Here is a 26,381-nt window from a genome sequence, read left to right on the forward strand (position 1 = left end):
GATGCAGGCAAGGTTTTACCACTCATCAAGATATGGAGTAAATCAGGTGCGACTCCTGCGGAACAGCGAGACGACTAAGACCCCGCAGCGACTGAAGAAGCTTGGGCGGGAGCCCGCAGAAAGCGCAGCTGATTTGCGGAATATCATTAGCAGAACAATGCTAATAATAAATAACTGATTCACTCCAAATAAATACCAATATTCTTCAAAACAGTATAGCATAATTTGAGGCGAATGGACTTGCAATGACTTTTGAAACTTCAAACGCTATACTGATAGAACGAATGCACGAAAGGAGTTTTTTGATGCACAACGAACCTTTAGCTTTCCGTATGCGTCCCCGGACAATCGATGAAGTCGTCGGACAAAAAGATGTCATCGGGCCGCATACGGCTCTATATAAAATGATCAGCAACGGCCATGTGCCGTCCATGTTGCTTTACGGCGAGCCTGGAATTGGCAAAACCTCCATTGCCCACGCTATCGCCGGCACATCCAACCTGCCGTTCATCGCTTTGAACGCCACCACTTCCGGCAAGAAAGATGTCGAGGAAGTGGTGGCCGAATCACGGATGACCGGAAAAGTCCTGCTGTTCCTCGACGAAATTCATCGCTTTAATAAATTGCAGCAAGATGCTTTGCTGCCACATGTCGAAAGCGGTTCAATCGTCCTCATCGGTGCGACGACGGAAAATCCGTTCCATGACGTCAATCCAGCGATCCGTTCACGCTGCGGCGAAATCAAGCAGCTGAAACGGCTGTCGCAGGATGACATCATCGAGCTCCTGAACGCCGCTTTGACCGATCCGAAGCGCGGCCTTGGCAGCGAGCAGATCGACATTTCCGAAAAGCAGGTTGAACGAATCGCCGAAGGCACCAATGGCGATGCCCGAAAAGCGTTGACGATGCTGGAATCGATTGTCATCGCTTCTGATGAACGCGATGGCAAATATATCGTCGAAGATCAGATGGTCGAACAGATGATCAAGCGTGTCGGTGTTTTTGGCGATAAAAAAGGATCTCATTTCTTTAACTTGTTGTCTGCGCTGCAAAAATCGGTGCGCGGCAGCGACGTCAACGCCGCGATGTATTATTTGGCGCATCTGCTGGAAAACGGAGACTTGACGGCTGTCACACGCCGCTTGCTGGTCATGGCTTACGAGGACATCGGACTTGCAAATCCGGCTGTCGGCGGCCATGTACTGGCGGCATGCCAAGCAGCTGACCGTCTGGGACTTCCGGAAGCACGCATTCCGCTCGCCCAGGCCGTCGCTGAAATGTGCCTGTCCGAAAAATCCAATTCGGCTTATAAAGCCATTGATGCCGCCGCGGCCGCCATCAATAAAGGCGAGGTCGGCGACATCCCGATGCATTTGCGGGACACCCATTACGCCGGGAGCGCGGACCTTGGCCACGGCGGTTACAAATATCCGCATGACACGCCGATCGGATCATTCGGCGGCTGGGCCGATCAGGATTATTTACCAAAAGAAGTGAAATCAGCCGAGTTCTACAAACCGATCATCGCCGGCGAAGAGAAAAAATTTGCCGGAATCTACGAAAAGCTGAAAAGCTTCCGGAAAAATAAAAAATAAAATAAATTGAGCACAGCTATTTCCTTAAACGGAGATGGCTTTTTTCATGCACGGATCTATGGAAAACAGCACAGAAAAGCCGGCTCATGAAAAAAGCCGGCAGCTGATTGCAGATAAAGTCTACGAAGAATGAATAGACAGGTATAGCCCCACCGGATAATGCCTTTTCTTTGGTATCTTCAGCCTAAACTGATTCTATACCACAGGAGTCTCACACCCAGCCTGGTTAGAGATGTCATATTGAATCAGGGCGACGAGTCCAATCCACTGTTTCTATTTCTTAACTAGCTGGAAAAAAATCCACATGTTAACACATCCACTCCAGGATCCGGAGCGCAAGGCGGCGACTCCTGAGGGATCAGTACGAGCTGAAGACCCTGGACTGAGCAGAGCGAGGGAAGCGGCTGAAGCCGTCCCCCCCTGGAAACAAGCGGCTGCGGACCATCCTGTATTTTATGGTGATGACCATGATTTCCCTCCGCAAAAAAACGCACAACACCATTGCCGACCATTACGACCAATTAAAAAAGCAACCCAATGGAAAGCCCCATCAGGTTGCAGTGATCGCCTGTGTGAATAAGTTCGTGAAAGTTGCATTTCACCTTATTCGCCACGGGCTTCTTTACCAGTACGAATCTGGCAAGGCTTCGTAAACACAATTCCCTTTCACTATAGCACAGACAACCTGGTGAAAAAAACAGGAATCGCCAGGTTTTTTTGGCATGCCCTTTTTGGCACGATCAGATAGCTTGTAGTGCAGGTGCATGACTCCTGCGGGAATAGCGAGACGACCGAGACCCCGCAGGGAACGAAGTGGACGAGGAGGCTTGGGCGCGAGCCCGCGGAAAGCGTGCACCGGAACGAAAAGCAACCGCTCCTCAGCCCGCTCCCTCTATTTTTTAATAAACTACGAGAAAAAACTTGACTGCAGATAAGAAAGCATCCGCCTGGAGTGAAGGATCCGGTATAAAACCAACTGATTGCTCGTTCATTCTTCTAACTAATAACTCTTTTGTCTAAAAGCTAAAGCCGGCTCATGAAAAGAGCCGGCTTTCGTTTAATTCATACGGACGCGTGTGATCGGGATGGATTTGGTGATGTCGTTGACGACCCAGCTGGCAGCGATCAACCCGACGGTCGAAGGCACGAAGGCATTCGAGGACGGCGGCATCTGCGCTTTGCGGATGGTGGCATCTGGCTTGCCGACGTTTCCTACCACATCTTCACGGACGATAATCGGACTTTCGTCTGAAAAAACGACAGGAATCCCTTTATAGATTCCGGCCTGGCGCAGTTTTTTGCGGATGATTTTCGCCAATGGATCGGTATGTGTCTTGGAAATATCGGCGATTTTAAAGCGTGTTGGATCGGTTTTATTGGCCGCTCCCATGCTGGCGATGATTTTGATGCCACGCTTATAGCATTCCTCCATCAAATGGACTTTGTAGATCATCGTGTCGGATGCGTCGATGACGTAATCCGGATTATAGCTGAAGAACTCCTCGTAGGTTTCTTCTGTATAGAACATATGCAAAGAAATTACCTTGCATTCTGTATTGATGTCAGCGATACGGTCTTTCATGACGCCCGCTTTCGATTGCCCCACCGTCGATAGGTTGGCGACCAGCTGGCGGTTGATATTGGTGATGTCGATATTGTCTTTGTCCACCAGGATAATGGTGCCTACGCCGCTCCGTGCACAAGCTTCAGCCGCGAATGACCCTACGCCTCCGATGCCCAAAATGGCGACCGTCGCATTTTTCAATAAATCAATTCCTTCTTTTCCTACTGCTAATTCATTTCTCGAGAATTGGTGTAACATTAAGCCACTGCCTTTCAAATTTTGTACGCATAAGAGAAAGTATACACATTAAAAATCCCTTCGACAATAAATTGTCGAAGGGACAAAAATGATTTTTTATTAGGAATCCCAATCGTGCCGTTTTTGTTGGTGCGCATCGTTTGAACCCGCTGAAAGCAGGTGGGTGACCTCTTCACCACTTATAACTTCCCGTTAAGGCATGTTAGCCATGGTAAAATGTGATCTCCCGACGACATAATGTTGGGTCAAAATCGAATTGCTTAAAACGAACACATCAGGATTCTCTATACCCGTATGTTAGCACACCTTTTTTGTTTAAACAAGTCTTTTAATCTAATACTTTTTTATTATTCTGAATGTTCAGCGATAAGCTCAATTCTTCAAGCTGTGCACCGGAAACCGGGCTCGGCGCGTCTGTCAGCAGGTCGCTGGCGCTGGCAGTTTTCGGGAATGCGATGGTATCGCGCAGGTTGGTGCTGCCCGCAAGCAGCATAACCAGGCGATCCAAACCAAATGCGATCCCGCCATGCGGAGGCGTTCCGTATTCGAAAGCTTCCATCAGGAAACCGAATTGCTCATTGGCTTCTTCTTTGCTGAAGCCCAGCACTTCAAACATCTGCTCCTGGATATCACGTCGATAAATACGGGAAGATCCCCCGCCCAGTTCATAGCCGTTCAAGACAAGGTCATAAGCCTGTGCACGGACGTTCTCCGGCTCAGTGGCCAATTTATCCAGGTCTTCCTCAAATGGCATCGTGAAAGGATGATGTGCTGCATAATAGCGGCCGTCCTTGTCATCGTACTCGAGCAGCGGCCAGTCAGTGATCCAAAGGAATTTATAAACCGAGTTGTCGATCAGGTCGAGCTCTTTGCCGAATTTCAAGCGAAGTGCACCAAGTGCATCTGCTACAATAGTCTTTTTATCAGCCACGAACAGCAACAAATCTCCAGTTTCTGCTTCTGCACGTTCGGTCAAAGCGGTTGCCGCTTCGCCTTCAAAGAATTTGGCGATCGGCCCTTTGACGCCTTCTTCTTCGACTTTCAGCCATGCCAAGCCTTTTGCTCCATAAACTGCAGCAAAAGCGCCCAGCGCGTCAATGTCTTTGCGTGAATAATTGGCTGCCTGCCCTTTGATGTTGATCAGTTTTACCTGGCCGCCGTTTTCGATGGCGCCGGTAAAGACTTTGAACGCCGAATCTTTTACCAGATCCGATACGTTGACCAGTTCCAGGCCAAAGCGCACATCCGGTTTATCCGATCCAAAACGGTCCATTGCTTCTGTATAGCCCATGCGTTGGAAAGTCGGCTCGATGTCAATTTTTTTAACATCCTTCATCATCTGAACCATCAGGCGCTCGTTCATCCCGATAATGTCTTCCATTGTCTGGAAGCTCATCTCCATATCGATTTGCGTAAATTCCGGCTGGCGGTCTGCGCGAAGGTCTTCGTCGCGGAAGCAGCGGGCAATCTGGTAATACTTATCAAAGCCTGACACCATCAGCATTTGCTTGAACAGCTGCGGCGACTGGGGCAAAGCGTAGAATTCACCGTCATGGACGCGGCTTGGCACCAAATAATCGCGTGCGCCTTCAGGTGTCGATTTCGTTAAAATCGGTGTTTCCACTTCAATGAAGCCTTCTTCATCCAAAAAGCGGCGGATCGATTTGGTGACGTCTGAACGCATTTTAAATGTTTCGTACATAGCAGGACGGCGCAGGTCCAGGTAACGGTATTTCAAGCGCAAGTCTTCATTGACATCGGTGTTGTCTTCGATGGCGAACGGAGGATTTTTCGCTGCATTGATGATGGACGCATGATCCACCTGCACTTCGATTTTCCCGGTTTTCATTGCTGCGTTGATTTGGCCTTCTGTCCGCTCTACAACAAGCCCGTCGATATGTACTACAAATTCATTGCGAAGCGATTCGCCGATTGCGGCCGCTTCTTTCGAAATTTCAGGGTTGAAGACCACTTGGACAATTCCTGAACGGTCACGGATATCGACAAAAATCAAGCCGCCCAAATCCCGGCGTTTTTGTACCCAGCCTTTTAATGTAACACGCTGCCCAGTAGCTGTTTCGTTGACTTCCCCACAATAATGCGTTCTTGACATATTTATTCCTCCAGTGATTTCTTTTTCAATATGGTTCCAGCGATTTCTTCGAATGCCATTTCCTGCTGCTCACCCGTCGCCATTTCCTTCAATGCCACTTTGCCGCTTTCCAGTTCCGTTTCGCCGATGACGATGACAAAGCCGGCACCTTTGCGGTCGGCAGATTTCATCTGCGCTTTTACTTTACGTCCAGCAAAATCCATGTCCGCTGAAATGCCATTCATGCGCAAGTCGCGTACGACCGAAAACGCTTTTTTCTTGGTCGTCTCATCCATCGCCACCACGTAAACTTCCAGGTTTTGCGATTGGCCGATTTCCACTTTTTCCATCTCAAGCGCTAACAACAGCCGCTCGATGCTCATCGCAAAGCCGATCCCTGGAGATTCCGGTCCGCCGAGATCTTCAACGAGGCCGTTATAGCGTCCGCCGCCGGCCAAGGTCGTGATGGCGCCAAAGCCTTCCGCGTCACTCATGATTTCGAATGCGGTGTGGTTGTAATAATCCAGCCCGCGGACCAGATTCGGGTCGACCACGAAGCTGATGTCCATGCTTGTAAGATAGGATTGCACTTCATCAAAATAAGCCTGTGATTCCCCGTTCAAATAATCGGCAAGTGAAGGCGCAGTTGCCATCAGCGGATGGTTGCGGTCCACTTTGCAATCCAGGATGCGCAAAGGATTTTTCTCCAGGCGCGTCTGGCAGTCGCCGCAGAATTCATTGATGCTCGGCTCGAAGTGCTTGACCAACGCTTCTTTGTGCGCCACACGGCTTTCCGTGTCGCCCAGCGAGTTGATGACCAAACGCAATTGCTTGAGGCCGACAGAGCGGTACAGCTCCATCGCCAATGAAATCACTTCCGCGTCGATGGCTGGATCTTTGGAACCGATCGCTTCGACACCGAATTGCACAAATTGGCGCATGCGGCCCGCCTGGGGACGTTCATAGCGGAACATCGGGCCCGTATAGAATAATTTCACCGGCTGGTCCGGCATGCCGAATAATTTATTTTCCACGTAGGAACGGACAACAGAAGCTGTGCCTTCAGGGCGCAAAGTCAGCGAACGGTCGCCGCGGTCCTGGAATGTATACATTTCCTTTTGGACGATATCGGTCGTGTCACCGACACCACGCTGGAATAATTCCGTGTGTTCGAAAATCGGTGTGCGGATTTCCTTGTATTGGTAGAGCCTGCACAACTCATTGATCTTTTGTTCGACTTCCTGCCATTTGGCGGATTGGTCAGGCAGCACATCATAAGTGCCGCGTGGTGCTTGAATGTTCATAATCTCTCTACTCCTTTATTTTTCCATATAAAAAAGCTCCCGCCCCTTGCTTTACGCAAGGGACGAGAGCTTGTATAAGCTTCCGCGGTTCCACCCTAGTTGATGCAAAAAGATGCATCCTCTCATTCCGGGTAACGGCCGGTTCCGTCTCTTCCTAATAAGCGGCAAGCGCTTTTCAGAAAAAAGCCTCGAAAGTGTTATTCGTCGCAGTTGTCTGCAGGAAAGTTTACAGCCCGAGACTTTCCCTCTCTTTTCAGCCAAATCATGCAATTACTTTCTTCGTCGTCAGCAAATATATAAGTATAATAAACCAATCTTAATAACTCCCCGATGGCTTGTCAACCTTTTTGACACAAGCCGCCCTTTTTTTGATACTATTGAATAGAAATTGTTTTAAGGGGGAATGGCATGAAACGCAAAGGATCCATCGCACTTATTTTATTCTTTTTATTTATAGCTGGCAGCTTGCCGCTGCTCGATAAAGACCATGTACAGGCCGATACCGGCACCGTCGAAATTTCTGGGACCACGATCAATATCAGGTCCGGTCCGGGGTTGTCATACAGTGTGACAGGCGATTTAGAGCAAGGGCAGGCCGCTTCCGTCATTTCAAAACAAGGCGATTGGCTGGAAATCCGTGTCGATAACCAAGAAGGCTGGATCGCTTCATGGCTGACAACAGCTACCGATGCAGACCAAACGGCATCCGGACAAACGGCCGTATCTTCGGTCAATGGCTTGAATGTCCGTGCCCAAGCTGATTTATCGGCTGCTGTGCTGACCAAAATGAATGCCGGCGAAGAGGCTGAAGTGATCAGCACAACTGGTGAATGGATTGAAATCAGCTTCCGCAATACGCGCGGATTTGTCTCAAAGCAATACATAAGCCTAGCTGAAGGAACGGCTGACTCCGAACAATCGGCTGACAAAACAGAGCCCTCACAGAAGAAAGACGCAATTTCAAAAGTCTCTTCTTTCGAAGTTGCTGTCAGCGCATTGAATGTCCGTTCAAAACCCGACCTCAGCTCGAAGATCCAGCAGAAGGTCAATCAAGGACAGGTCTTCCCTGTCGTTTCCATGACAGGCAATTGGGTGGAAATCAAATTGGCTGAAGACAAAAATGGCTGGGTTTATGCTTTCCACGGCCAATTATCCGACCAGACGGCAGAAACTGTAGAGAGCGATGCAAAAGAGTCCGTTACCATCCTGACTGATGGAACCAATCTCCGGACCGAAGCTTCAACCGCTTCTGAAGTTGCCAGCCGAGCTGATGCCGGAGACAAACTGGCTGTGACCGGCAAGCAAAACGAATGGTATCAAGTATCCTTGCCGGATGGGCAAACTGCTTTTGTAGCTGAATGGGTCGTATCTTCAAACGACGCAGCTGGCGAAAAAGAACAGACCGATTTGCCTGAACGCAAAAAAGGCACTTTGAACGGCATCACCATCGTCCTCGATCCGGGGCATGGCGGCAATGACGGCGGTACAGTCGGCGCCCGCAAAACAAAAGAAAAAGATTTGACCTTAAAAACGGCAGAAATTCTGTCCCACCATTTGAAAGCGGCAGGAGCTGAAGTCGTCACGACAAGGCAATCCGACACGTATGTCGATCTCCGCAAACGGGTCAGCGAAAGCCAACAGGCTGGAGCTGATGCTTTTATCAGCATCCACTATGATGCCACCGACGACAGCAGCGTGTCCGGATTCACATCTTATTACCAGCACGATTTCCAAAAAGAATTGGCCGAATACCTAAACTCCGGCCTTGGCGGCAAACTAAGCTTGCGTGACCGCGGCGTCCAGCACGGCAATTACCTGGTGCTCCGCGAAAACCAGCTGCCGGCCGTTCTCGTCGAGCTTGGCTTCCTCAGCAACTTCAACGAAGAACGCGTCCTGACCACCAATCAATTCCGCGAACAGGCGGCGCTCGGCCTCTACACCGGCATCATCAATTATTTCGATGCCCAATTAGCCCAATAAAAAAAGCACGGAGAAAATTTTCTCTGTGCTTTTTTGTGCGTATTTTTGGTTTTCGTGCGTATCTTCTGCTGAACGTGCGTATTTTTAAAAAAACGTGCATATCCCCGGCCACCAAAGTGCGTATCGCGCAGGAAGTGTGAATAAGCCGGACAAACCAAAAAGAAGCACAGGCTAAATCGCCTGTACTTCTCAAAATTCATCTTATTTGATGCTGCAAAACTATTTTTCCTTAGCTAACAGATGCAATACACTTAGAAAAATAAGCGTAAGGCGGCTGCTCCCGAGGAAGTCGCCGCTTGAAGCGAATTCTTCAGCCTTGAACCTATTTAGACTCCACCAGGATCGTCACCGGGCCGTCATTGACCAGCTGGACGTCCATCATGGCGCCGAAGATGCCGGTTTCCACAACCAGTCCATGACCTCGCAGCGCGTCGTTAAAGGCCTGCCAAAGCGGTTCAGCCGTTTCCGGCCGGGCCGCCGAGATAAAACTTGGCCGGCGCCCTTTTTTGACGTCGCCGTACAGCGTAAACTGGGAGATCGACAGGACCTCGCCGCCGTTGTCGAGAATCGACCGGTTCATCTTGCCTTCTTCGTCTTCGAACAGGCGAAGCTGTGCAATCTTGCCGGCCAAATAATCGGCGTCTTTTTCTGTATCTTCATGGGTGATGCCGACAAGCAGCACATAGCCGGAGCTTATGGCGCCGGTGATGGCGCCGCCGACTGTCACCGATGCTCTTTTGGATCGTTGCAAAACTACTCTCATGCTGCCTCCTTAATTCGTCACACGCTGGACCGAATAGACATCTGAAATCGATTTGATCCGTTCGACAACACGGTTCAAGTGTGAGATGTGCGGGATCATAATGGACAGATTGATGGTTGCGATCTTGTCTTTATCCGCACGGCCGCTCACTGCGGTAATGGTGGTTTTCGTTTCGCTGACCATGTGCATCACTTCATTGATCAAACCGGTGCGGTCGTATGCCTGCACTTCGATATCGATCTGGTACGACTTGTTATCAGGCGAACCTTCGTTTTCCCATTCGACCGGGATCAACCGGTCATTTTCCTCGGAGTGGATATTCGGGCAATCGGTGCGATGGACCGAAACCCCACGCCCTTTTGTAATAAATCCGATGATGTTGTCGCCTGGTACCGGGTTGCAGCATTTCGACAGACGAATCATCATATTGTCGATGCCTCTGACGATGACACCTGATTCGGTTTGCTTTTTCGGCACATTGGACTTCATTTCAACGGTGATTTTTTCAAGTGCTTCTTCTTGCTCGCGCTTTTTGCGCATCTTTTCAGCCAGGCGATTGACGACCTGCTGGGCAGTGATGCCGGTAAAGCCGACGGCCGCATACATATCATCTTCGCCTGCAAAATTGAACTTTTCACAGACGCGCTTGATGTTTTCGTTCGTCAACACTTCTTTAATCGGGAAGTCCTGGGACTTGATCTCTTTTTCGATCATGTCCCGCCCTTTTTGGACATTGTCTTCACGCAATTGCTTTTTGAAGAATTGCTTGATTTTGTTTTTGGTCTGAGTCGACTTGGCGATTTTCAGCCAATCACGGCTTGGTCCGAATGACTGCTTGGACGTCAGGATTTCCACAATGTCACCCGTATGCAACTCCGTATCGAGCGGTGCCATCTTGCCGTTTATTTTGGCGCCGATGGTTTTATTGCCGATTTCCGAATGGACACGGTAAGCGAAATCGATTGGGCAGGAGCCTGCCGGCATTTCGATGACGTCGCCTTTTGGTGAAAAGACGTAGACCATATCAGAAAACAGATCGTATTTTAAAGACTCCATAAACTCCTCGGCATTGTCGGATTCGTTTTGGAAATCCAGGATTTCACGGAACCAGGACAGGCGTGAATCGACCGAGCTTTTTGGCTTGTCGATGGTTTTGCCTTCTTTATACGCCCAATGCGCCGCCACTCCGTATTCGGCGATGCGGTGCATTTCTTCCGTGCGGATCTGCACTTCGAGCGGATCGCCTTGCGGACCGATTACGGTCGTATGAAGCGATTGATACAGGTTCTGTTTCGGCATGGCGATATAATCCTTGAAACGGCCCGGCATCGGCTTCCATGTGGAATGGATGATGCCAAGTACCGCGTAGCAATCCTTGATGCTTTCTACGGTAATGCGCACTGCCAATAAATCATAGATTTCGTTGAACTGCTTGTTTTGTACCGCCATTTTCCGGTAAATACTGTAAATGTGTTTTGGGCGGCCGAAAAGATCCGCCTTGATGTCGACTTCGTCGAGCTGTGTGCGGATCTCACTCATGACATTATTCAAATACTCTTCCCGTTCGGTCCGTTTCTTTTTCATCAAATTGACGATCCGGTAATACTGCTGCGGGTTCAAATAACGCAAGGCTGTATCTTCCAGTTCCCATTTGATGGTATTGATTCCAAGCCGGTGCGCAATCGGGGCAAAGATCTCCAGCGTCTCATTGGCTTTGATGCGCTGCTTTTCAACGGTCTGGTATTTCAAGGTCCGGAGATTGTGCAGACGGTCAGCCAGTTTGATCAGAATGACACGGATGTCCTGTGCCATCGCCACAAACATTTTGCGGTGATTTTCCGCCTGCTGCTCTTCTTTAGACAAATACTTGATCTTGCTCAATTTGGTCACGCCGTCGACCAGCATGGCAACTTCCTCGTCGAAATCACGGACGATGTCTTCGCGGCTGACTTCTGTATCTTCTACCACATCATGCAAAAAGCCCGCTGCCACAGTGGCTGGATCCATCTGCAATTCTGCAAGGATCCCGGCCACCTGCACCGGATGGACGATATACGGTTCCCCCGATTTCCGGAATTGTCCCATGTGGGCATCGTACGCCACCTGATACGCCTTTTTAATCGTTTTCACATGATCGGCATTCATATAAGACGCAACCATTTCGAATACATCTTCAGCTGTTCTCACTTGATCTTTAGCCATAATTGCCCACCTTGCTTTAAATTTTTCCAAAAGTATATCTTTCTATTATAAAAAACAAAGGGGCTAAATGTAAAGCTTTGTTAGCCCTTCTCCATCACTTTAATAAATTCCCGGAGATAATCCGGCAAATCCGGTGGACGGCGGCTCGATACCAAGTGGCCATCGACCACTACAGGCTCATCCAGCCACTCCGCACCGGCATTGATCATATCGTCTTTTATGCCCGGCGTACTGGTGACTTTTCGGCCATTTAAAATATTGGCGGAAACGAGCACCCAACCGGCGTGGCAGATTTGGCCAATGGGTTTTTTCTGGTCATCCATATGGCAAACCAGCTCCAGAACTTCGGGGAATCGGCGGATTTTGTCGGGTGCCCACCCTCCAGGAACGAGAATTGCATCATATTCCTTGGCGAGTGCTTCCCCGTAGGACAAATTAGAAGTCGCGGGAACGCCATATTTGCCGATGTAATCGACGCCTGCCTCTTCTCCTGCAATGTCTACTTCAGCCCCTTCTTCACGCAACCTTAAAATGGGATACCACAGTTCCAGATCCTCGAATTCATGGTGAACATAACTCAGCACCTTTTTTCCAGTCAATCTCATTTTATTGCCTCCTTTTTATACTTTTAAAGCAGATGGGCGCTTCGCTTTCTGATACCTTCCAGATAGACCAGCTCGCTGCCTTTTCCGACAGCGACAGCCTGTTCGGCCGAGCCGATGCTGACCAGGTTTTGCACCCGGACATTGCGGGCGCTTTGCTCGCCGCCAGCAATCGATACGTCAGCTCCTGCCGTCGTAAAATCACGGATGACCCCGTTGGTCAGGGAAACACAGCCGGCCCGGTACTGAATGGCGGCAGCAGGCTGCTGCTTGTAATCATAGTCCGGATTGCCCACAAACAAAAACCGGTTGATGGCGACGTTGCGGTAGCCGGACACCACCAGACAGCGAGGCGTGGAACCTTCGTATAAGGGAGTTTCGATGGGTTCAATCGATACGAGGCGCTGCGCCCGGATATTGAACGCCGACCGTGATTCCGGATCGTCTTTTTTATGATGGCCAATATGGCGGAAATTAAACGAACGGTTGTCATGGACCGATAAATGCCCCGAGATATGGATACCTGATGCTGCCGAGGAATTGGCATGCGCTTTGATCTCGATGCCGCCAAAACAGCGGGTGCTCGAATTGTTGACGAGCCAGACATGGCGGGATCCGTCATCCACCTCAAAGCCGTTGGAATTGGAAAAGCCCTTGTCGTGCGCCCGTCCGCTCGGATCGCTGAAATGCGAATTGGAGACAAAAATATAGTCGCTGTGATGCGTCGTCAGTCCATCATCACCGAAACCCGAGCCGCTGACGCCATCGAGCCAGACAAAGCGGCTGCCGCCTTTACCACGCTGGCCATCTCCGGAGTAATTATAGAGAGGCCCGGTGATGTCGAAGCAATGAAGCCCTGGATTGAGCGCCTCCACGTCTTTGACCCAGCCGTAGGTGACGTGTGCGTAGGTCAGACAGCTGGAATGGTTGCCGCCTGCGCTGGTGTTTTCGGTATCCCCAAGGCGTTCGACATGCCAGTCCAAGGTCAGCCCTTCCACGGAAATATTGCGGTTGCCGGACAAGTAATTGCTGTTGGTCAACAGACGGGCCTTCCGCGGCGCTTTTGCTTGCAGCTTTAATACGGTCCGCCCTTTGCCTGCACCGACCAGCCGCGTCCACGAAGGGAGCCGCAAACCGTCCACCAAATAGACGCCCGCCGGCACCTTGACTTCCACCCCCCCTTTGCCGAACGCTTTTTTAAAAGCTGCCGTGCAATCGGTTTCCCCGTCACCCACAGCACCGTAATCCCGGACATTGACGCGGCGCTGGATGGTCGATTCGAGTTTTCGGTATTCGGCGTCCAGCCGCTCTTTCCAAGCCGGAAACAGCTGCCGTCCGGCTACTCGCGTTTCAAAACTGTGTTCATCTTCCGGGGAAAATTCTTCTGCGAATAATGACCATAGCCGTTCAGTGAAGTTCTTTTTCCGCTTCGCGTGCTTGCTGACTGCAAAGTCTTTTTTGATGGCGGTGAAGAATTGTTCGGTCTCACGGGTGATTTTTTCAAGAGGTGTGCGATCGTCCAGGCATTGGTCAATCCATGCAGCATTTCTGCGGGGGTCGTGCTCTTTTTCCAGCTTCAACTTCCAATCACCTCCATTCAAAGTCATTACTGTGTCCATACCCTTGATGCTAGAAAAAAATCCCTCCGCCCCAAAAGGCAGAGAGATTTATTATCAGTATTGCATTAAGGTCGTTACATCATAGCCATCCAAATTCTTGCGGCCATCCAAATAAGTCAATTCGATTAAAAATGCGCAGCCGACAACAATCCCGCCAAGCTGTTCCACCAAATTGATGGTCGCGCCGATTGTTCCGCCAGTAGCAAGCAAATCATCAGTAATCAGCACACGCTGTCCCGGTTTGATGGCGTCTTTGTGCATCGTTAACACGTCCGTTCCGTATTCAAGGCCATATTGCGCACGAATCACATCGCGTGGTAATTTGCCTTCTTTGCGGACTGGGGCAAAGCCAAGTTCAAGCGCATAGGCAACCGGGCAGCCGATAATGAATCCGCGTGCTTCAGGCCCTACAATAATTTCGGCATTGACTGTTTTTGCGTATTCAACAATCTGGTCTGTTGCATACTTATAAGCAGTTCCGTCATCCATCAACGAAGTGATGTCTTTAAAACGGATTCCTGGTTTTGGCCAATCTTCAACAATGGTGATGTACTTTTTCAAATCCATATTTCTTCCTCCTTGGCAGACACTTTCGCATCGAACCACTCTTTTAAATCTTTATAAGATGCATACAAAAGCTTCTGCTCCAAGGCAATCTGCTGCTCGCGCTCCTTGTAGATCGGCGCTTCCGACAAATCCTGTTTGCTTGGCGATTGGGCAATCTCGGTAATACCATTGTTAAGTGTAACAAAACCGAGTTCAAAAAACACCTGCAGCATGAAAAATAATGATTCACGCGTCCAGCCCTTGTGTTTTGCCAGCTCGTCGCAATGCTTATTGAAGTCGAAGGATCCGCGTTTCTTGACGAACGCGAAGAGCCATTTGAATTGCTCACGCGTTGGGATCTGCTCGAAATACTGCGAATCCTTGGCATGGAAATGGGCATAAATCCGTTTCGGTTTTAATGCTGCCAAGACGGACGCCAATTGCTCTTCCGATTCCGGCAGGTCGAGCAGCACAAGATAGTCTTTATTGCCTGGCAATGCATCCAATTGTGCAACTGTGCAGATCGGCTGCGACAGGAACGATTGGAACAAGGCTGGCGTATCCTCTTTAAAAGCCAGGAACACCTGATTTTCCTGAGGGATCAGCTTTGACCAGCGCGACACTTGGCGAATGCCACGGATATCAAATAATTGCCATTGATCGGTACGGACATCTTCCACCATCAATTGTGGTTTTTTACGGCCGTTCCATTCATTGATCTGCAAATCACCGATAACATCGATTTTGACATCCGGCGTCAATTCGTCTCCAATCGGCCCGATGCCGAAACCGACAGCATCAAGTGTTGCGGCATGCTGCGTCAGCTCCATTTTCAAATGGTTCTGCGCCGCTCCAATTTTGCGGATGGATGCCACTTTAACGCCTTCAAGATAAAACTTCGGTTTGGCGAATCCCATACCAAATGGTGCCAGGAGGCGCATAGATTCAATGGCCGTGATATCGATTTCATCCAGACGCAGCGGGATGTCGATTTCCACAACAGGCAACAGGTCTTCTTCCGTCAAGCTGGTTTCAGCCTGCTTGTTCAGCCGGTCACGCAGATCATCCACATCGCTGGCCTCGAGTGTCATGCCGGCGGCCATCGGGTGTCCCCCAAAATGAGGCAGGATGTCCCGGTTCTTGGCCAGCTCGTTGTACAAATGAAACCCTTCGATGCTGCGGGCAGAACCCTTGGCTTTGCCGGTTTCAGGATCCAGCGACAAAACGATCGATGGACGATAGAATTTTTCTGTCAGTTTTGATGCTACGATGCCGACAACGCCTGGATTCCAGCCTTCCTGAGCCACCACAATCACATGCGGCGAACCGTCCGGATAGCGCTGCTCCACTTGCTGCATCGCCTCTTCTGAAATCTGTTTGACGATGGCCTGCCGCTCTTTGTTCAGAACGTCCAGTCCTGAAGCCAAAGAACGGGCTTCTGCCGGGTCTTCTGTCAAAAACATCTGAACAGCGGGATCGGCATCCTGCAGGCGGCCGATCGCATTGATGCGTGGGCCGAACATAAAGCCGATGGTCTCTTCCGTAATGTCCTGCTGCTTGACGCCCGCCACTTCACACAATGCCGCAATTGCCGGGCTCGGCGAATCGATCAATGCCGCAAGTCCTTCTTTAACAAACAACCGGTTTTCGCCATGCAGCGGAACCAGATCGGCGACTGTGCCGATGGCGGTCAGTTCAATCAGATGATCCGGAAGTTCTTCGTACAAGGCGTGCGCCATTTTAAACGCCACGCCGACGCCCGCCAGCTCACCAAAAGGATAGTTGCCTTCGGGATGGCGTGGGTGGATAACCGCCAATGCATTCGGCATTTGGTCGCCGATGTCGTGGTGGTCGCTGATGATGACATCCATCCCCAGCCCATTGGCAAAATCGACTTGCTCAATGCCGGAGATGCCGTTATCGACGGTAACGATCAGTTTTGCCCCGTTGTCGAATGCCTGCTGGAACAACTCGGTGTTCGGCCCGTAACCATGCTTGAAGCGGTTCGGTATCATAAAGGACACATCAGCCCCAAGATCCTGTAAAACGGTCATCATAACGGTGGTGCTGGTGACACCATCCGCATCGTAATCCCCATAGACCACAATTTTTTCCTGTCTGTCGATGGCTGCGCGAATGCGCTCCACTGCCACATCCATATCTTTCATCAGATAGGGATTATGTATGCCGCTGACGTCCATTTCCATAAACGTACGGGCTGCTTCTGCAGTATCCAAACCGCGCGTCACCAAGATTTTCGCCAATACGGATGATATTTTCAATTCGTTCTGAATTTCTTCAACTGTTTTTTCGTCCGGCGTCGTCAAACGCCATCTTTTTTTGGATTCAATCATCAGTATCACTTCCTCACCGGTTCATTATACAGCAAAAAATCGCAGACAAAAACCTTTCGGCAACTGCACCGAAAGGTTCATTTTTTCAGATTTCTTCTTTTTTCAGTTGTTCGCTGGTAACGATTTGGGCATCCGGTACAACGCCAGCTTTCTGGTACTCGCCAATTTCGTTCTGCTGAGTTGCGATCAAGTTTTCTTTGACCGCCATCTCTTTCTGCAATGCTTTGATTTTGCGCTGCATCTGGTATTGGCGCATGATTGCCAGCACCCCGCTCAGTAAAAATCCGAGCAAAGCGGACGCTAGAATGACCAGGATCAACGGCCATTCGGCTTCACCGAATACATAGTTGACCAGCACTTCATCAACGTTGACAACGGCAAATACTGCAATAATTACTGCAAAAACAAGTCCAAGTAAAATAAGCCATTGTGATTTCATTGTGGTTCCCCCTTTCAAAATAAAAAAATGGAACAAGGTCATCTTATCTATACCCTGTTCCATTTCTATTCTAAACTTATACGACAGGCTCGTCAGAACCCCATTTGTTTTCCTGGTCTTTCTTCTCGATATCGATTGGCCCTTTCTTCTTCAGCTCGCCTTTTTTCAAGACCAGCCATAGCTGTGCAGCAATGAAGATGGACGAATAGGTACCGGCAATCAAGCCAATCAATAACGCGATGGAGAAGTTGGTGATCGATGGTGCACCGAAGATCAATAGCGCAACGACCACCAGCAGCACTGTCAGCACTGTATTGACGGAACGGCCGAGCGTTTGGCGAAGCGATCCATTGACCACGTTCTCCAACTGCTCCACGGAATCGATTTTCTTCTTACGCTTCATGTTTTCACGGATCCGGTCAAAAGTCACGATGGTGTCATTGATCGAATACCCGATAATGGTCAGGACAGCTGCGATAAAGGTGATGTCCACTTCAAGGCGCAGCAGGCTGAAAATGGCAACGATGAAGAACGCATCGTGGATCAATGCAACGACGGACGCCACACCCATGCGCCATTCAAACCGGAAGGCTACATAGATGATGATGCCGATAGCGGCAATCGACAAGGCGTACAGCGCGTTTTTCGCCAGTTCCTCGCCGACTGTCGGCGATACGGTCGAGACGTTCGGCTCTGCACCAAACTCTTCTTCGGCCACCGCTTTCAGGTTGTTGATATCTTCCTGGCTGAATTCTTCGTTGAAACGGGCTACCCCGAGATTGGACGCATCACCCGAAATGACGATGTCATCTGTTTCATAGCCTGCGCCGTCCAGGAAGCTTTGCACTTCCTCTTTGGTCAACGCCGCTTCTGAAGCGATTTCAACTCGGGTACCGCTCGAGAAGTCGATGCCGAGATTCAGGCGGAACACGCCAATGACGGCCATACCCGCCACAATCAGGACAATCGAAGCCAAAAAGAATTTATTGCGGTGTTTCGTAAAATTAAAACGGTCAAAACGTGTGGTAAGGTCCGTGATTTCCAACTCTTCTTCTTTTTCATGGATCATCGATTCTTTCAATCCGAACAAACCGAATTTATTGTCAAGCGCACCACTGTGGACCCACAGGCCAAGCAGCAGGCGTGAACCCCAGACAGCTGTCAGGAAGCTGGCCAAAATGGAAATGATCAACAGCGTCGCAAATCCTTTGACAGAGCTTGTTCCAAAATAGAACAGTACAATTGCGGCCAGCAATGTTGTGATATTGGCATCGACAATTGCAGAAAACGATGAGCGTGCGCCCACACGGAAAGCGTCTTTGACGGACTTGCCGACACGCATTTCTTCACGGATCCGCTCGTAGGTGATGATGTTGGCATCTACTGCCATACCCACACCCAGCATAATCGCTGCGATTCCCGGAAGCGTCAGAACGCCGCCGATCCATTCGAACACCAGCAGGATCAGGTAGACATAAGCCGATAAGGTAACGACTGCGACCATTCCCGGCAAGCGGTAATAAACCAGCATGAACAACAGAACCAAAGCAATACCGACAGCTGCAGCGACCATTGTCTGGTCAAGCGCCTGTTCACCAAACTGGGCACCGACAGAAGTCGAATAGATTTCTTCCAAACTTACCGGCAAGGCGCCAGCGTTCAGGATACCTGCCAGGCTTTGCGTTTCTTCAACCGTGAATGATCCCGAAATCTCGACGGACGGCGACGAGATTCGTTGATCTACACTTGGTGCCGATACAAATTTCGGATCCGCCTTCAAGCGTTCTTCCGCGAAAGAATCCACGCCTTCTTCAAAATCAAGCCAAATGACCAGCACATTATTCGGTGCCGGCATTTGAGCGACCTCTTCTGTCACTTCAGCAAATTTGCCGGGATCGTTCAATTCCAGCGTGACAATCGGGTTGCCATTCTGATCGAATGTTCCGGTTGCGCCGCCTTGTTTCAGATCATTTCCGGCAAGCAGCAGATTGTCTTCTGCATCACGGAAGGTCAGATTGGCTTCAGTCGACAGCAATTCACGCGCCGACGACTGATCCTCCACTCCCGCCAGTTGGACCCGGATGCGGTTATCGCCTTCAATCTGGATAACCGGCTCGCTGACACCGAGCACATTGATCCGGTTCATCAACGCATCCGTCGTATCCGTCAGCACATCTTCCGTAATTTCCTGGCCATCTTCCAAAGCTTCCACTTGGTAGAGCACTTCAAAGCCGCCTTGCAGGTCAAGGCCTAATCTTATGTCTTTAGCAATGGGTAAACTTGTGGTGCCAATAATTCCTATCAGTACAATAACCAGTAAGAAAAAGGCGATGATGCGACCTCTTGCTTTCATATGTAAATTTCCTCCTCGGGTGCGTAAAACATAGCACTATCATTATGAAACAGCCGCTGATTGCTGTCAAATCGGACTGGATAAGTTGAATAAAAATCAGTTTTCATTATATGAAGAATTCGCTCCAGGCGGACGCATCCTGGGAGAGTCGCCGCCTTTCGTTCATTCTTCCAGGGGTCGTGGTGCTACAAATCAATTATTTGTTAAGAACTTAGCGCACATTATCCAACGAATACAGCGAAAAAATATGGGCTCGATTTGAATTCACTAAATTTCTTAGCGCCGGCGCGTCCATGGGCTAGGCGGAGCCATGCCCGAAGCGGCCGAAGCGGCGGGTAAAAGCTAAGTTCCCAATCTCAACTTACATCGTTTTTTTCGGGGACGGGCGCAAGAGATGTTCGATGTTTTCGAGTGTACTATCGTCGTTCCAGCGTGCCTTTTTTAACGCTTCGACCTGATGGTAGGCCAAAAAGTCGGAAGCGGTCATGTCCATGATGTCATTGATCATTTCATACAGGTGCATCGCGCTTATATCTTTTTTTCGCCATTTTTTCTTGATGCAAAAATCCCATAGGTCTTGTTCGGTAAAGGTATCGTATTGAAAGTGATGAAATTCGCTGCATTTGCTTTGAAGCGCCGGCAATACGAGTTCAAAATGGTCTGGATAACTCGTCATGCATGTTCTCCTTTCCGTTGTTCTGTATCCATTGTACCTTGTAACTGGAAAATTTAGAATAAGGACATTATTTTTCATTAAAAAAACGCCTTCAAAATCGAAGGCGGCTTTCACATTTTTAGATTGTTGATTTTGCAGATTCCACTACACGTGCAATTGCTTGGCGCTCAAACTGCATGCGCGTGCCATCGGCTACAGTGATGTAGATGGTTGCATCGTCAACTGCATCGACAAGGCCGTGCAATCCGCCGATTGTAACGATACGGTCGCCGCGTCTCAGTTCCGTCTGCATGTTCTTCGTTGCTTTCTGGCGCTTTTGGGCAGGACGGATGATGAAAAACCACATTAGCAAGAACATTAATAGTAAAGGTGATAACGCAATTAAAGTTTCCATTATTCATTTTCCCCCTTTCACTTTCTCTATTCTAATACATACTCAGAAATTTTTAGCATTGGGTTTATTGAAACCGTAAGCTTCAAAAAATTCTTCGCGGAAATCTCCCAGGCGGTCTTCGCGAATCGCTTGTCGCACCTGTTCCATTAAGTTTAACAGAAACTGCAGGTTATGATAACTAGTAAGTCGAATTCCGAAGGTTTCGTCTGCACGGATCAAGTGATGGACATAGGCACGCGAATAATTTGTGCATGTATAGCAATTGCATTTGTCGTCGATTGGTCCGAAATCACGTTTGAATGCGGCATTTTTGATGTTCAATCGGCCGGTGCTCGTCATCAAGGTGCCGTTTCGGGCAATGCGCGTCGGCAGAACACAGTCAAACATGTCAATGCCGCGGATCGAGCCATCGATCAGGGAATCGGGTGAACCGACGCCCATCAGGTAACGCGGCTTGTCGGCAGGCATCAACGGTGTCGTGAATTCGAGTGCGCGGTTCATGACGTCTTTCGGTTCGCCGACCGATAAGCCGCCGATTGCGTAGCCCGGAAAATCAAGCGATACAAGGTCTTGTGCACTTTGCTTGCGCAGGTCTTCAAACTCGCCGCCCTGGATGATGCCGAACAGTCCCTGATCCGCTTTGCGTTCATGCGCTTCGAGGCAGCGTTCTGCCCAGCGGGATGTCCGCTCAACACTGGATTTCATGTATTCATGCGTCGCTGGGAACGGTGGGCATTCGTCAAAAGCCATCATGATATCAGAGCCGAGGTCGTTCTGGATCTGCATCGCTTTTTCCGGGCTGAGGAACAGCTTGTCGCCGTTCATGTGGTTGCGGAAATGGACGCCTTCTTCTTTGATGTTGCGGAATTCGCTCAAAGAAAACACTTGGAATCCGCCGGAATCGGTAAGAATCGGACGGTCCCAGTTCATGAATTTATGCAAGCCACCCGCTTCTTTGATAACGTCATTGCCGGGGCGCAGCCATAGATGATAAGTATTGCTCAAGATGATGCCAGCGTTCATAGCCTTTAGTTCTTCAGGTGACATGGTCTTGACCGTCGCCTGCGTGCCGACGGGCATGAATGCCGGTGTTTCAAACGAACCGTGAGGCGTGTGGACGATGCCCAGGCGCGCGCCGGTCTGTTTACAGGTCTTGATGTGTTCATACGTTACTGCTTGAGTCATTGGTGAGTCTCCTTTTTCTGTGGTTCAATGAACATCGCATCCCCGAAACTGAAGAAACGGTAGCGTTCATCAACGGCTTGTTGATAGGCGTTTAAAATGTGGTCGCGGTTCGACAATGCACTGACCAGCATGACCAAAGTAGATTTCGGCAAATGGAAATTGGTGATCAGCCCATCGATTGCTTTGAATTCGTAGCCCGGGAAAATGAAAATGTCGGTCCAGCCGCTGTCTTCCTGCAGCTCGCCGCCAAATTTCTGGGCAACGGATTCCAAGGTGCGCGTCGACGTCGTGCCTACTGACACGATGCGGCCGCCCTGTTTTCTTGTTTTGTTGATCAAATCGGCGGTTTCCCGGGTAATGCGGTAAAACTCTGAATGCATTTCATGGTCTTCGATGGAATCGACCGATACCGGACGGAACGTTCCGAGTCCGACGTGAAGCGTGATAAACGCGATATTGACGCCTTTGGCACGGATTTTCTCCAGAAGCTCATCGGTGAAATGAAGCCCGGCTGTCGGTGCTGCAGCGCTTCCCCGTTCTTTAGCGAAAACGGTCTGGTAGCGGTCCTGATCCTCCAGCTTTTCACGGATATAAGGTGGCAGAGGCATTTCGCCCAATTGGTCCAAAATCTCGTAGAAAATGCCGTCGTAAATCATCTTGAAATGGCGTCCGCCATGGTCGAGGATGCCGATGCATTCTGCACGCAGCAAGCCTTCGCCAAAAGCAACAATGGTGCCAACTTTGACTTTTTTCGCCGGTTTGACCAAAGTCTCCCAGACATCATCTTCGATCCCTTTCAACAGCAGCAATTCGATGTTGGCACCGGTATCTTCCTTGATGCCCATGAGGCGGGCGGGCAGCACACGCGTGTCGTTCAAAACGAGCGTGTCGCCGCTATGCAGATAATCCGTAATGTCACGGAAATGGCGGTGCTCGATAGCTCCGGTGACTTTATTCATGACCAACAGCCGGCTCGACGTACGGTCAAGCAACGGTGTTTGGGCAATCAATTCCTCCGGCAGTTCAAAATCAAAATCCTGTACATTTAACGTTGTGGGTGGTGTGTTTAATTTAGTCATTCAGGCATCTCCATTTTAAAGTGTTCATAGGCAAGTTGCGTAACGGTGCGGCCTCTCGGTGTACGCTGGATAAACCCGATCTGCAGCAAATACGGTTCATAGACGTCTTCAATCGTCGTCGACTCTTCCCCGATGCTCGCAGCAATGGTATCCAGGCCCACTGGACCGCCTCTGAAACGCTCGATCATGCCCGTCAATAATTTATGGTCAATATGGTCCAATCCAAGCGGATCGACCTGCAGCATTTCCAGTGCCTGCTCTGCCATATCCATCGTGATAGAGCCGGTTCCGCGCACCTGCGCATAATCGCGCACCCGCTTCAGCAGACGGTTGGCGATACGCGGAGTTCCACGGGAGCGTCGGGCGATTTCAACAGCGGCGTTCGGGTCGATGTCCGCTTCGAATAGTTTCGAGCTGCGGACAACGATTTCCGTCAAAGCTTCTGTGTCGTAATAATCAAGCCGTGAAAGCACGCCGAAACGGTCGCGCAGCGGTGCCGATAAGGCTCCTGCACGCGTTGTCGCCCCGATCAAGGTAAACGGCGGCAGATCCAGCCGGACAGATCGCGCGGTCGGCCCTTTGCCGACGACGATGTCCAGACAGAAATCCTCCATCGCCGGATACAGCACTTCTTCGATCGAACGGTTCAAGCGGTGAATTTCATCAATAAACAAGACATCTCCAGGCTCCAGCGACGACACGATGGCCGCCAAGTCACCCGGGCGTTCGATGGCCGGCCCACTGGTCATTTTGACATTGACTTCCATTTCATTGGCGATGACAGCAGCCAAGGTCGTTTTCCCAAGTCCAGGAGGCCCATACAACAGCACATGGTCCAAACTTTCCTGACGCATTTTTGCGGCTTCGATGAAGATCTGCAGATTGCGCTTTACTGTTTGCTGTCCGATGTATTGAGACAGCAATTGCGGGCGAAGCGATTGCTCAAAGCGTTCATCAAACTCCGAAATCTCACTGTCTATGATGCGTTCTTCCATGCCGTTCGCCTCCTTTCATCAGTTTTGTTTAAGCAGCAGCTGCAAAGCTTTTTTCATGAAGCCTTCTGTATCCAAATCCAAATCCCGCAGCTGCGGTTTAACTTTCGTGATTTCACGTTCCGAGTAGCCCAGTGCACCCAGCGCCAGCATCGCTTCTTCCAGCTCTGCCTGATCGTTCGACAGCAGGATGTTCGTTTCTTCCGGATCGAAAGGATCGCCGAAAAACTCGGCCAGCTTGCCTTTCAAGTCCAGAATCATCTGGCGGGCCGTCTTTTTGCCGACGCCCGGGAATTTCACCAAATAGGATTCATCTTCCCGTTCGATTGCTTCGATGACGTGCTGCGGCTGTCCGCTTGCGAGTATTGCCAGCGCGCCTTTCGGACCGATGCCGGATACCGAAATCAGTTTGCGGAACAACTCCCGCTGCTCTAGTGTCGGAAATCCGAACAACAGATGCGCGTCTTCACGGACATGGTAATGCAGAAATACCTGCAGGTCGTCCGAACCGAACGAATAAGGATTCGGCGCAAAAATCTGCCAGCCGATCCCCTGCTGTTCTATCACTAAATATTCGGGCGTTACGCGTGTAACCTTGCCTTTTATGTAATCGTACATGGACAGTCTCTCCTTTAATTCAACTTATTGATTATACCATATTCGGCTGCTTTAGACGAAATAAACCCGTTGCTGTTCGGCACATGATAAGATGGAGATAACGATTCGATAAGTGAGGGATCCACATGAAAAAATTACTCGGCGAACAGCGGCGCCAATTTCTGCTGGAAACAATAAAAGCTTCAGCACAGCCGATGACCGGCAGCGATTTGGCTGCACTTGCGAGCGTATCACGCCAGGTCATCGTCGGCGACATGACGCTGCTAAAAGCCAAAGGCGAGCCCATCATCGCCACCAGCCAAGGCTACCTGTTCCTCGCTGACCGCGTGACCGCAGAAGCCAGCCGGCGCATCGCCTGCCGCCACCAGCCCGAAGACACCGAACGCGAATTAAAGCTGCTTGTTGAAGCAGGCGTCACCGTCAAAGATGTATCGATTGAGCATCCGGTCTACGGAGAACTGACAGCTGGCATCCATGTCTCGAATGTTAAGGAAGTCGAAGCATTCATGAAGCGCGTCCGTGACACCGGGGCCAGCTACCTGCTGGAGCTGACCGACGGCACGCACCTCCATACCATCACCGCCCCCGACAACGCGACACTTGAAAAAGCCGTCAGCCGGATGCGGGACAACGGATTTTTGCTGATGGAAACAGATTAAGTGATTGATAGAGCCCATGAATCCGCATTTTGCGGGTTGTGGGCTTTTTGTTTATTTAAGTAGTTTGAATAAGTTGAGCTAAGGAAACAACTTTTACCCAACGCTCTGGCCGCTTTGGGCATGGATTCCGCAAGAAGTCATGAAAACCGCCTGTCTTCTTGCTTCGCTCAGCCCGGGGACGCACTAGCCACATAAAAAAGTCCCGCAGCGAAAACGCTGCGGGACTTTTTATTTTTTATTTATACGTATAATACGAGCCTAAAGTTTTCACTGTACAGCCAATTGCTGCGAGCTCTTCGAACGCACCGCGCATCATGGTGTCCTTTTCGTCAGCCAGCACATCCGCGATAAAGAAATAATCGCCGAGGCCGGTTTTCAGCGGACGCGACTCGATCTTGCTCAAGTTCAGCCGGCGCCACGCAAAGACGGACAGGATCTGGTGCAGGACACCCGAACGGTCATCATCCGGCGGCGTGATCATCAAGGTCGTTTTGATTTGATCGTCATGGGTCGGATCTGTCAGCTTATGATCAGATTTCGACAACACGAAAAAGCGCGTGTGGTTAAAATGGAAATCGTGGATATCGCGTTGCAGAATGTCCAGCCCGTATTTATGGGCCGAAAATTCATTGCCGATGGCCGCGATATTGCGTTCCGGCAACTCGGAAACCATTTTCGCCGCAGCAGCCGTCGAGCTGTACTGCTCCAAAGGCGTGCTCTTATACGTGTAAAAAAGGTATTTATGGCATTGCGCCAATGCATGCGGATGCGAATAAATCGCTTCAAACGATTCCGCGTTGCGGTTTTCAGGGTGTACCAGCAAATGCTGTTCGATCGGCGAAAGGACTTCCGCCGTCACATACAATTGCGCTTCGTGGAATAAATAATCCACCGTTAATGGAACTGATCCTTCCAACGCATTTTCCAACGGCACGACAGCGTAGTCCACGCTGCCTTCTGCTACTGCTTCTATGCATTCGGGGATGGTTGTAAATGGTACAAGGGTCTCTTCAGAGAAAACTTTTTTTGCCGCAAGGTGAGTAAATGACGCTTCCGGCCCCAAATATGAAATTCGTTTTTTAACAGCTTGTCCAGTCATTTAAACAT

At 50.0% G+C, this 26,381-nt stretch carries 21 protein-coding genes, 1 other RNA gene and 1 other annotated feature; of the genes, 3 read left to right on the forward strand and 19 right to left on the reverse strand.

Annotated features, from left to right (window positions below; translation table 11 throughout):
- The first annotated feature begins 305 nt into the window (after positions 1 to 305).
- Positions 306 to 1,595 carry a replication-associated recombination protein A gene (locus J7I83_RS00805; RefSeq protein WP_215098787.1) on the forward strand — a complete coding sequence of 430 codons (1,290 nt, stop codon included), beginning with the start codon at positions 306 to 308 and terminating at the stop codon, positions 1,593 to 1,595.
- A gap of 1,057 nt (positions 1,596 to 2,652) precedes the next feature.
- Here J7I83_RS00805 and J7I83_RS00810 read toward each other — a convergent pair.
- The 4 genes from J7I83_RS00810 to hisS all read right to left on the reverse strand — a co-directional run bounded on the left by J7I83_RS00810 (position 2,653) and on the right by hisS (position 6,813).
- Entirely contained in the window at positions 2,653 to 3,417 is a 765-nt protein-coding gene (locus tag J7I83_RS00810; protein WP_215098788.1) for a tRNA threonylcarbamoyladenosine dehydratase, read from the reverse strand.
- Between the two features lie 101 nt (positions 3,418 to 3,518).
- Positions 3,519 to 3,701: non-coding RNA, 6S RNA (gene ssrS / locus J7I83_RS00815), on the reverse strand.
- Between the two features lie 44 nt (positions 3,702 to 3,745).
- A complete protein-coding gene (gene aspS, locus J7I83_RS00820) occupies positions 3,746 to 5,530 on the reverse strand; it encodes an aspartate--tRNA ligase (protein ID WP_215098789.1) in 1,785 nt (594 codons plus the stop codon).
- Between the two features lie 2 nt (positions 5,531 to 5,532).
- Positions 5,533 to 6,813, reverse strand: a complete 1,281-nt coding sequence (hisS, locus tag J7I83_RS00825) for a histidine--tRNA ligase (protein WP_215098790.1) — start codon at positions 6,811 to 6,813, stop codon at positions 5,533 to 5,535.
- Between the two features lie 55 nt (positions 6,814 to 6,868).
- Positions 6,869 to 7,108: a binding site (T-box leader), on the reverse strand.
- A gap of 113 nt (positions 7,109 to 7,221) precedes the next feature.
- On the opposite strand from hisS, the gene J7I83_RS00830 reads away from it, so the two are divergent.
- Entirely contained in the window at positions 7,222 to 8,793 is a 1,572-nt protein-coding gene (locus tag J7I83_RS00830) for an N-acetylmuramoyl-L-alanine amidase family protein (protein ID WP_215098791.1), read from the forward strand.
- A gap of 322 nt (positions 8,794 to 9,115) precedes the next feature.
- On the opposite strand, the gene dtd is transcribed toward J7I83_RS00830, so the two are convergent.
- The 14 genes from dtd to ruvA all read right to left on the reverse strand — a co-directional run bounded on the left by dtd (position 9,116) and on the right by ruvA (position 24,615).
- A complete protein-coding gene (dtd, locus tag J7I83_RS00835) occupies positions 9,116 to 9,556 on the reverse strand; it encodes a D-aminoacyl-tRNA deacylase (protein WP_215098792.1) in 441 nt (146 codons plus the stop codon).
- 9 nt (positions 9,557 to 9,565) lie between these two features.
- On the reverse strand, positions 9,566 to 11,758 hold the full coding sequence (locus J7I83_RS00840) for a RelA/SpoT family protein (RefSeq protein ID WP_215098793.1): 2,193 nt from the start codon (positions 11,756 to 11,758) through the stop codon (positions 9,566 to 9,568).
- 80 nt (positions 11,759 to 11,838) lie between these two features.
- The gene (locus J7I83_RS00845; RefSeq protein WP_215098794.1) at positions 11,839 to 12,363 is read right to left on the reverse strand and encodes a type 1 glutamine amidotransferase domain-containing protein; all 525 of its coding nucleotides are present in this window, start codon (positions 12,361 to 12,363) and stop codon (positions 11,839 to 11,841) included.
- A 23-nt stretch (positions 12,364 to 12,386) separates the two neighbouring features.
- Positions 12,387 to 13,967, reverse strand: a complete 1,581-nt coding sequence (locus J7I83_RS00850; RefSeq protein ID WP_251047369.1) for a glycoside hydrolase family 55 protein — start codon at positions 13,965 to 13,967, stop codon at positions 12,387 to 12,389.
- Positions 13,968 to 14,033: 66 nt separating this feature from the next.
- Positions 14,034 to 14,546: an adenine phosphoribosyltransferase gene (locus J7I83_RS00855; RefSeq protein ID WP_215098795.1), complete on the reverse strand. Its 513-nt coding sequence runs from the start codon at positions 14,544 to 14,546 to the stop codon at positions 14,034 to 14,036.
- A complete protein-coding gene (recJ, locus tag J7I83_RS00860) occupies positions 14,537 to 16,879 on the reverse strand; it encodes a single-stranded-DNA-specific exonuclease RecJ (protein WP_215098796.1) in 2,343 nt (780 codons plus the stop codon). Before recJ ends, J7I83_RS00855 begins: the two co-directional genes overlap by 10 nt.
- Positions 16,880 to 16,964: 85 nt before the next feature.
- A complete protein-coding gene (locus J7I83_RS00865) occupies positions 16,965 to 17,318 on the reverse strand; it encodes a LapA family protein (RefSeq protein ID WP_215098797.1) in 354 nt (117 codons plus the stop codon).
- A 76-nt stretch (positions 17,319 to 17,394) separates the two neighbouring features.
- A complete protein-coding gene (gene secDF / locus J7I83_RS00870; protein ID WP_215098798.1) occupies positions 17,395 to 19,671 on the reverse strand; it encodes a protein translocase subunit SecDF in 2,277 nt (758 codons plus the stop codon).
- Between the two features lie 361 nt (positions 19,672 to 20,032).
- Complete coding sequence (locus J7I83_RS00875) at positions 20,033 to 20,347, reverse strand: post-transcriptional regulator (protein ID WP_215098799.1); 315 nt, start codon at positions 20,345 to 20,347, stop codon at positions 20,033 to 20,035.
- A 118-nt stretch (positions 20,348 to 20,465) separates the two neighbouring features.
- Positions 20,466 to 20,741, reverse strand: a complete 276-nt coding sequence (gene yajC / locus J7I83_RS00880; protein ID WP_142827736.1) for a preprotein translocase subunit YajC — start codon at positions 20,739 to 20,741, stop codon at positions 20,466 to 20,468.
- 42 nt (positions 20,742 to 20,783) lie between these two features.
- The gene (tgt, locus tag J7I83_RS00885; RefSeq protein ID WP_215098800.1) at positions 20,784 to 21,926 is read right to left on the reverse strand and encodes a tRNA guanosine(34) transglycosylase Tgt; all 1,143 of its coding nucleotides are present in this window, start codon (positions 21,924 to 21,926) and stop codon (positions 20,784 to 20,786) included.
- The gene (gene queA, locus J7I83_RS00890; protein ID WP_215098801.1) at positions 21,923 to 23,005 is read right to left on the reverse strand and encodes a tRNA preQ1(34) S-adenosylmethionine ribosyltransferase-isomerase QueA; all 1,083 of its coding nucleotides are present in this window, start codon (positions 23,003 to 23,005) and stop codon (positions 21,923 to 21,925) included. Before queA ends, tgt begins: the two co-directional genes overlap by 4 nt.
- Positions 23,002 to 24,000, reverse strand: coding sequence for a Holliday junction branch migration DNA helicase RuvB (gene ruvB / locus J7I83_RS00895; RefSeq protein ID WP_215098802.1), 999 nt, complete (start codon positions 23,998 to 24,000; stop codon positions 23,002 to 23,004). Before ruvB ends, queA begins: the two co-directional genes overlap by 4 nt.
- 18 nt (positions 24,001 to 24,018) lie before the next feature.
- Positions 24,019 to 24,615 (reverse strand): Holliday junction branch migration protein RuvA, encoded by a 597-nt coding sequence (ruvA, locus tag J7I83_RS00900; RefSeq protein ID WP_215098803.1) that lies wholly within the window; start codon positions 24,613 to 24,615, stop codon positions 24,019 to 24,021.
- A 125-nt stretch (positions 24,616 to 24,740) separates the two neighbouring features.
- Between ruvA and J7I83_RS00905 the strand changes: the two genes are divergently transcribed.
- Entirely contained in the window at positions 24,741 to 25,274 is a 534-nt protein-coding gene (locus J7I83_RS00905) for a transcription repressor NadR (RefSeq protein WP_215098804.1), read from the forward strand.
- A gap of 235 nt (positions 25,275 to 25,509) precedes the next feature.
- On the opposite strand, the gene pheA is transcribed toward J7I83_RS00905, so the two are convergent.
- On the reverse strand, positions 25,510 to 26,373 hold the full coding sequence (gene pheA, locus J7I83_RS00910; protein ID WP_215098805.1) for a prephenate dehydratase: 864 nt from the start codon (positions 26,371 to 26,373) through the stop codon (positions 25,510 to 25,512).
- Between the last annotated feature and the right edge of the window lie 8 nt (positions 26,374 to 26,381).

The sequence above is a fragment of the Planococcus sp. ISL-110 genome, from assembly GCF_018613575.1.
Taxonomy (GTDB): domain Bacteria; phylum Bacillota; class Bacilli; order Bacillales_A; family Planococcaceae; genus Planococcus.

Coding starts and splice junctions, on each gene's coding strand:
- J7I83_RS00805 (WP_215098787.1), top strand. CDS start 306: ATGCACAACGAACCTTTAGCTTTCCGTATGCGTCCCCGGACAATCGAT.
- J7I83_RS00810 (WP_215098788.1), bottom strand. CDS start 3,417: ATGTTACACCAATTCTCGAGAAATGAATTAGCAGTAGGAAAAGAAGGA.
- aspS (WP_215098789.1), bottom strand. CDS start 5,530: ATGTCAAGAACGCATTATTGTGGGGAAGTCAACGAAACAGCTACTGGG.
- hisS (WP_215098790.1), bottom strand. CDS start 6,813: ATGAACATTCAAGCACCACGCGGCACTTATGATGTGCTGCCTGACCAA.
- J7I83_RS00830 (WP_215098791.1), top strand. CDS start 7,222: ATGAAACGCAAAGGATCCATCGCACTTATTTTATTCTTTTTATTTATA.
- dtd (WP_215098792.1), bottom strand. CDS start 9,556: ATGAGAGTAGTTTTGCAACGATCCAAAAGAGCATCGGTGACAGTCGGC.
- J7I83_RS00840 (WP_215098793.1), bottom strand. CDS start 11,758: ATGGCTAAAGATCAAGTGAGAACAGCTGAAGATGTATTCGAAATGGTT.
- J7I83_RS00845 (WP_215098794.1), bottom strand. CDS start 12,363: ATGAGATTGACTGGAAAAAAGGTGCTGAGTTATGTTCACCATGAATTC.
- J7I83_RS00850 (WP_251047369.1), bottom strand. CDS start 13,967: ATGACTTTGAATGGAGGTGATTGGAAGTTGAAGCTGGAAAAAGAGCAC.
- J7I83_RS00855 (WP_215098795.1), bottom strand. CDS start 14,546: ATGGATTTGAAAAAGTACATCACCATTGTTGAAGATTGGCCAAAACCA.
- recJ (WP_215098796.1), bottom strand. CDS start 16,879: ATGATTGAATCCAAAAAAAGATGGCGTTTGACGACGCCGGACGAAAAA.
- J7I83_RS00865 (WP_215098797.1), bottom strand. CDS start 17,318: ATGAAATCACAATGGCTTATTTTACTTGGACTTGTTTTTGCAGTAATT.
- secDF (WP_215098798.1), bottom strand. CDS start 19,671: ATGAAAGCAAGAGGTCGCATCATCGCCTTTTTCTTACTGGTTATTGTA.
- J7I83_RS00875 (WP_215098799.1), bottom strand. CDS start 20,347: ATGACGAGTTATCCAGACCATTTTGAACTCGTATTGCCGGCGCTTCAA.
- yajC (WP_142827736.1), bottom strand. CDS start 20,741: ATGGAAACTTTAATTGCGTTATCACCTTTACTATTAATGTTCTTGCTA.
- tgt (WP_215098800.1), bottom strand. CDS start 21,926: ATGACTCAAGCAGTAACGTATGAACACATCAAGACCTGTAAACAGACC.
- queA (WP_215098801.1), bottom strand. CDS start 23,005: ATGACTAAATTAAACACACCACCCACAACGTTAAATGTACAGGATTTT.
- ruvB (WP_215098802.1), bottom strand. CDS start 24,000: ATGGAAGAACGCATCATAGACAGTGAGATTTCGGAGTTTGATGAACGC.
- ruvA (WP_215098803.1), bottom strand. CDS start 24,615: ATGTACGATTACATAAAAGGCAAGGTTACACGCGTAACGCCCGAATAT.
- J7I83_RS00905 (WP_215098804.1), top strand. CDS start 24,741: ATGAAAAAATTACTCGGCGAACAGCGGCGCCAATTTCTGCTGGAAACA.
- pheA (WP_215098805.1), bottom strand. CDS start 26,373: ATGACTGGACAAGCTGTTAAAAAACGAATTTCATATTTGGGGCCGGAA.